Origin of the sequence: Streptococcus danieliae (assembly GCF_009767945.1) — a bacterium.
Lineage (GTDB): Bacteria > Bacillota > Bacilli > Lactobacillales > Streptococcaceae > Streptococcus > Streptococcus danieliae.
In genome coordinates this window covers 1-6,287 of the sequence record NZ_WSRS01000098.1, presented here as the reverse complement: position 1 = coordinate 6,287, position 6,287 = coordinate 1, and the positions used below count along the sequence as shown (strand labels likewise).

Genomic DNA, 6,287 nt, shown 5'->3' with positions numbered 1-6,287 from the left:
TGAATGATTAGCTAGAAATGTGGTTAAATCTGTGATAAACTGGGTCATGGGAATAAATCTTTCTAGTAGTATTTTTTTGTCTAACTCTACTATAACAGGATTTATTCTTTTTTTGCGTTTACACAAGATATTGTACACTCTCAATTGATATTAATAATACTAATGGAAAACACCTAACTATCATGTCCTTAAGTTTATTCAATTTCTTCAAATAATTTCCTTCAGTCATCAAACAGCGCTCCCAACATTACAATTACCTAACTTAAAATAACACACTAACTCCATATATCTTACCACTAGTATATCAAATCTAATGATTTGCTACTTTATCAAGTTCTCTGAACATAGCAAAGCTCCCCATATAATTTCTAGTAAATATCTACCTTCACCATCAATTATATGAGGAGTCTACCATTAAAATTTCTTTGTCTAACGAATGTCTAAGTCTCTACCGCCCATTCCCTGTGGTTGGGGCACCACCGCCGCGGACGGAGTTCCAGGCGGAGCGTTTGTCGGCGTCGCTGCCGCCGACCATGAAGTTTTCGTTGGTGACGGGGGCACCGTTGATGGCCCAGTTGCTGGTGACCGTCGGTCCGCTCAAGCCGGTGCCTGGGAGTTGGCCGGTGGCGCGGAGGACGGAGGACTGGATCACACTTGGGTCGAGGGTAAAGCGTTGGTCGGCTTTCCAGACGCTTGGGTCAGCCTGGTCAATGGCTTGGACCAGGTTGGCCATGTATTGGGCGTTATTGTTGTAACCGCTGAGGTTGGACATGGGCGAGTTGTCATCGTGACCGGTCCAGCCACCCAAGGTAACGCCTGGGGTGGCGACCATGAGCCAGGCATCGCCATAGTCATTAGTGGTTCCGGTTTTCCCAATCCAGTCAGCGCCAGCCAGGCCGGGATTGATGCCTTGCAAGCGGGATTTGAAGGTGGTTGTGACTCCTGAATCCAAAACTCCCCGCAGCATGTCTTGGAGAATGGTGGCTGTTGCAGCGCTATAGACTTGTACCGGTTCGGTTTGGTGTTTGTAAACTACTTGGCCATCTGGTGTTTCAATGGAAGCAATCATATAACGTTCAAGGTAGCGTCCATTGTTGGCTAAGGTCTGGTAGCCATTAGTATGCCGATCTACGGATACTTCAATCCCACCTCCCAGCGGGAGACTTTCGATATTGTAGTCTGCAATCTCGTAGTTCATTTTTTCCATGTAATCCTGGACATCGATGCCTTGCTCCCGCAAGAGGCGATAGGTCCAATAGGCTGGAATATTCACGGACTGGTTCAAGGCGTCCTGGAAGGTCATCATGCCGGTTCCACGGCTATTGACGTGCATAATCGGCTGGCCACTGGAGTAGTTGGTTGGGTAGTTGGAGACAATGCTGCCACTGCCCATCAAGCCCTGGTCAATAGCGATGCCGTAAGGCAGGAGGGGCTTGATGGTCGATCCTGGTGAGCGTACGGTGTCAAAGGCATGGTTGTTCTGGTTGGACGCATAGTCCCGACCGCCGACAAAGCCTAAAACAGCCCCGGTCTCATTGTCCTGCAGCACATTCCCCATTTCAACTCGGCCAGTTCCGTCATCGAGCACGCTACCAAAGTTGGCTGCGGCTGCCTGCATGGCTTCATGAACGGCCTTGTTAATGGTTGTTTTGACAACATAGCCACCATTGCTGAGCTCTTGTTGAGCCAGTTTTTGGTAGGCTTGGACGGTTGCCTCATTTTTGAGTTCACGTTCAGAAACCTGGTCACGCTCAATCAGGTAGCTGTAGATTGCATCTTGGGCTTCGGCTAGAGCTGTGTGGTAGAGATAGTTGTGCATCTCCCCTTCGGTTGGCTCACCGGGACGGAAGTCCGCCTGCAGATCATAGTCCAGTGCTTCTTGGTACTCGGTTTCGGTAATTTTACCGGTCCGCAACATATTAAAGAGGACATTTTTTTGCCGTTCCAATCCTAGCTCTCGGTTTTCCTCTGTTTTTAGGGTGCCATCAGAGGCATAGGGGGAGTAGACAATTGGGCTCTGTGGTAGTCCTGCTAGGAAGGCTGATTGAGGTAGATTGAGGTCGGCAGCGCTTTTGCCAAAAATCCCCTGAGCTGCCTCTTCAATCCCCGCTATATTTTGTCCCTTATAATTCCGACCAAAGGGAGCGATATTGAGGTAGGCCATCAAAATATCGTCCTTGGACATGGCTTCCTCAAGGGCCAAGGCGTCCAAAATTTCCGCAGCCTTACGGGAAAAAGTCGGCGCGTCGCCAACCACCTGCTGCTTGATCAGCTGCTGGGTCAGGGTCGAGCCACCACTTGAGCTCCCCAGACCTAAAACTGAGCCCAGCGTCGCCCGCAGAACGGCCTTGGGAACAATCCCATCGTGCTCGTAGAAATTCTCGTCCTCGGTCGCAATCACAGCGTCTTGAACCGAGCGCGACACCTGATCCAAGTGAATCGGCGTGCGCAGGAGTTCACTGTCAATCTTGTCAATCAAGCTCCCATCAGCATAGCGTAGCTCGGACTGACCAGCCACCCGGGTTACCTGCTGGGCCAACTCCGGACCTTCCAACACTTGGGCCGTTTGAAAAAGGCTGACTGCGTAGCCCAGACCAGCTCCGGCCCCCAAGACCAGAAAGCCCCAGAAAAAGACCAGCAACACTTTTAATAGTAGGTGTTGCACCTGAAAGACCGTCCCCAGACTATCCCTCCAGGTCCACGCCTCCTCATCTCGATTCTTCTTAGCTTTGTGTTTCACGTTTTACCTCACTTTTTATACCTAGCCCAATTATAGCAAAATGCCCTCGCTCTTTTCAATCATCCCTTATTTTGTTAAACTGTAATAAGTAAAATGAAACAAAAAAAGGAGTCAGACATGCACATTTTTGATGAGCTGAAAGAAAGGGGCTTGGTCTTCCAAACAACGGACGAAGAAGCTCTCCGCAAAGCACTAGAAGAGGGACAAGTTTCCTATTATACGGGATACGACCCTACCGCAGATAGCTTGCACTTGGGCCACTTGGTCGCTATTCTAACCAGCCGTCGTCTCCAATTGGCCGGACACAAGCCCTACGCCTTGGTCGGTGGTGCAACTGGACTCATTGGTGATCCTTCTTTCAAGGATGCTGAACGGAGCCTTCAAACCAAAGAAACCGTTGAAGGTTGGGTCACAAAAATCCAAGGGCAACTGTCCCGCTTCCTCGACTTCGAAAACGGCGACAACAAGGCTGAAATGGTCAATAACTACGACTGGTTTGGCAGCATCAGCTTCATCGACTTCCTCCGTGATGTCGGTAAATACTTCACCGTCAACTACATGATGAGTAAGGATTCCGTCAAATCACGGATTGAATCCGGCATCTCCTACACCGAATTTGCCTACCAAATCATGCAGGGCTATGACTTCTACACCCTCAACCAGGAACACAAGGTCAGCCTCCAAATCGGCGGCAGTGACCAGTGGGGGAACATGACCGCAGGAACCGAATTGCTTCGCCGTAAAGCCAACCAAACCGGCCACGTGCTAACAGTACCCCTCATTACCGATGCCACCGGTAAAAAATTCGGAAAATCGGAAGGCAATGCCGTTTGGTTGGATGCCAGCAAAACCAGCCCTTACGAAATGTACCAATTCTGGCTCAATGTCTTGGATGACGATGCAGTCCGCTTCTTGAAAATTTTCACTTTCCTTTCACTAGAAGAAATCGCCGAGATTGAAAAAGAATTTCTCGCTGCTCCCCACCAACGCCTGGCTCAGAAAGTACTAGCTAGGGAAGTGGTCAGCCTCGTTCACGGCCCAGACGCCTACCAACAAGCCCTAAAAATCACAGAAAGCCTCTTTTCTGGAAATATCCAGGAACTGTCTGTAGCTGAGTTGATACAAGGCTTAGGTGACGTTCCCAACTACCAAGTCAGCTCAGAAGATAGCTTAAATCTCGTGGACATCTTGGTGACAGCTGGGGTTTCCCCTTCCAAACGCCAAGCCCGCGAAGATATCACCAACGGAGCTATCTACATCAACGGCCAACGGATCCAAGAGCTGGACTACCAGCTCGATCAGCAAGACCGCTTGGAAGGCCAACTAACCGTGATCCGTCGGGGTAAGAAAAAATATTCAATCCTAACATATGCATAATTCTCGAAGGGGAGTGGGACAGAACTAAATTTGAAAAAATTTAGTTCGTAGTGTAGTCACACCCTCGCAAGGCTGATTAGGCCCTCTTCCGAGCTTGAAAAGCGAACGAAGAGGCCAATCAGCTACTGCGTCAAAGATATGTTGTTAACCAAAGTCAATGAGGCTAGACTTTTGTTCCAGCCTCTCTTTTATTCTGATATAGTTTTTTAATTTACTTTTAATACAAAGCAGCGAGTCGCAGACAGCTCAAAAGCTCTGGGGGAGTTTTTGAGCTTGCTGATAAAACTTTCGCAGAAAGTTTCAAAGGTCTACGGCAAGACGAGCTAACACAGTAATAAAATATAACCTAAAAGACTATAACACAGGTGTTGATTGAGTCTACCTGCCAAGCAAACTGTCATCAGGCCTTATCAGATAAGTCGATTCAACAGCTTACTGGAGATTTTTATGTACCCACCTAAACTTCAACGTTTTACCACGACAGACCTAGTCTTCACCTGCCCCTTCTGCCAAGAAGGTTTGCAGTTACAGGAGCGCAGTTTGGCTTGTCGCAACCGACACAATTTTGACCTAGCCAAACAGGGCTATGTCAATCTAGCCCCAAACACCAAGGCTTCCCAACACTACCAAAAAGAGTCCTTCCAAGCTCGACAACTGGTTCTGGAAGCTGGGCTTTACGACCATGTCTTGGCGGGACTGGACCAGATGATCACAAAACTGCAACCTGCTTCCCTCTTAGATGTAGCCTGTGGTGAAGGCTTTTACAGCCGTCAACTAGAAAGTCGGTATACTGGCAACTACTATGCCTTTGATTTGTCCAAGGACTCCATCCTTTTGGCCAGTAAGGCCGATAGTCGGCAGCAGGTTAAATGGTTTGTGGCCGACTTGGCCAAAATCCCCTTGGCTGATCAGAGCCTCGATGCTATCTTGGATATCTTTTCTCCTGCCAACTACCAGGAGTTTAAACGCCTGCTAAAGCCCACCGGAAACCTCCTCAAGGCTATTCCTGGATCCCAGCATCTGATTGAAATTCGCAAGATTCTTGGGAAAGAAGCTTATCAACCCGAGGACATCGACCTTCACCTGAAGGAGCAGATGCAGATCCAAGATCAGCTGGAATTAACAGCGACCTACACCTTGACACCAGAAGTCCGGGAGGCACTCTTGACCATGACACCCCTGCTCCAACAAGTCCGGCTGGAAAACTTCGACTGGACCCAGCTAACAGACATCACCATTTCCGCCACCCTCTACCAAGCCCATTTTTAGAAAGGATGCTTATGAAATTTTACGCCGTCAAAAAAGGGCGCCAGCCAGGCATCTACACCACCTGGCCCGACGCCCAAAAACAAGTGCACGGCTTCTCTGGAGCTAAATACAAATCTTTTACCAGCCAGGAAGAAGCCCTGGCCTACATGGAGGAGCAACCGCAGGCTCCGATCACCGATAATCAACTTGTTGCTTACGTGGATGGCTCCTATCACAAGATCAAAAAGGCCTACGGATCTGGCGTCGCCTTCATCTTCAACGGCCAGGAAATCGAAAGCCTCTCCTTCTCAGGAAACCGTGACATCTTCTTAGAAGCCCACCAAGTTGCCGGCGAGTGCTTGGCTAGCCTGGCTGCCATCAAATGGGCCCTGCTCCACGACTACCCCAGCATCACCATCTGCTACGACTACCAGGGGGTCGAATCCTGGGCCACCGGCGAGTGGCGGACCAACAAGCCAATCTCTCAAGCCTACAAAAAAGAGTTCGACCTCTTCAGCCAAGAGATCCAAGTCCACTTCCGTAAGGTTCATGCCCACAGCGGCGACCCTCTTAACGACCGGGCTGATCAGCTGGCTAAGGCCGCCCTCGGCATCACAGTCTAATTCAACGTCCAAGATGTAACCAGACACCCTAGCCTTCATACAGCAGATGTCCCGTATGAGAGTTGTGGGGGTCTTTTTTAATTTCTAATGACGATGGATATACGCCTTTACAAATGATATAGTAGAATGAAACAAAAACCGCACATTTTGTGCTATACTATTTTTATGGCATATTCAGTAGATTTTCGTGAAAAAGTTCTTTCATATTGTGAGAATATTGGCAGTATTTCTGAAGCAGCAACTGTTTTCCAAATTTCTCGTAATACCATTTATCAATGGATTAAATTAAAAGAGAAAAC

At 48.7% G+C, this 6,287-nt stretch carries 5 protein-coding genes; 4 read left to right on the top strand and 1 reads right to left on the bottom strand.

Going from position 1 to position 6,287, the window contains the following annotated elements:
* Window positions 1-448: 448 nt before the first annotated feature.
* Entirely contained in the window at window positions 449-2,740 is a 2,292-nt protein-coding gene (locus tag E5983_RS08310) for a transglycosylase domain-containing protein (RefSeq protein WP_160333383.1), read from the bottom strand.
* A gap of 117 nt (window positions 2,741-2,857) precedes the next feature.
* Between E5983_RS08310 and tyrS the strand changes: the two genes are divergently transcribed.
* The 4 genes from tyrS to E5983_RS08290 form a co-directional block, all read left to right on the top strand.
* Window positions 2,858-4,117 (top strand): tyrosine--tRNA ligase, encoded by a 1,260-nt coding sequence (gene tyrS / locus E5983_RS08305; protein WP_160333382.1) that lies wholly within the window; start codon window positions 2,858-2,860, stop codon window positions 4,115-4,117.
* Window positions 4,118-4,564: 447 nt separating this feature from the next.
* Window positions 4,565-5,386, top strand: coding sequence for a putative RNA methyltransferase (locus tag E5983_RS08300; protein ID WP_160333381.1), 822 nt, complete (start codon window positions 4,565-4,567; stop codon window positions 5,384-5,386).
* Window positions 5,387-5,391: 5 nt separating this feature from the next.
* Window positions 5,392-5,988: a ribonuclease H1 domain-containing protein gene (locus tag E5983_RS08295; RefSeq protein WP_160333380.1), complete on the top strand. Its 597-nt coding sequence runs from the start codon at window positions 5,392-5,394 to the stop codon at window positions 5,986-5,988.
* Window positions 5,989-6,153: 165 nt separating this feature from the next.
* Window positions 6,154-6,287 (top strand): IS630 transposase-related protein (locus E5983_RS08290; RefSeq protein WP_160332216.1); only part of this gene is annotated, 134 nt, incomplete at its 3' end.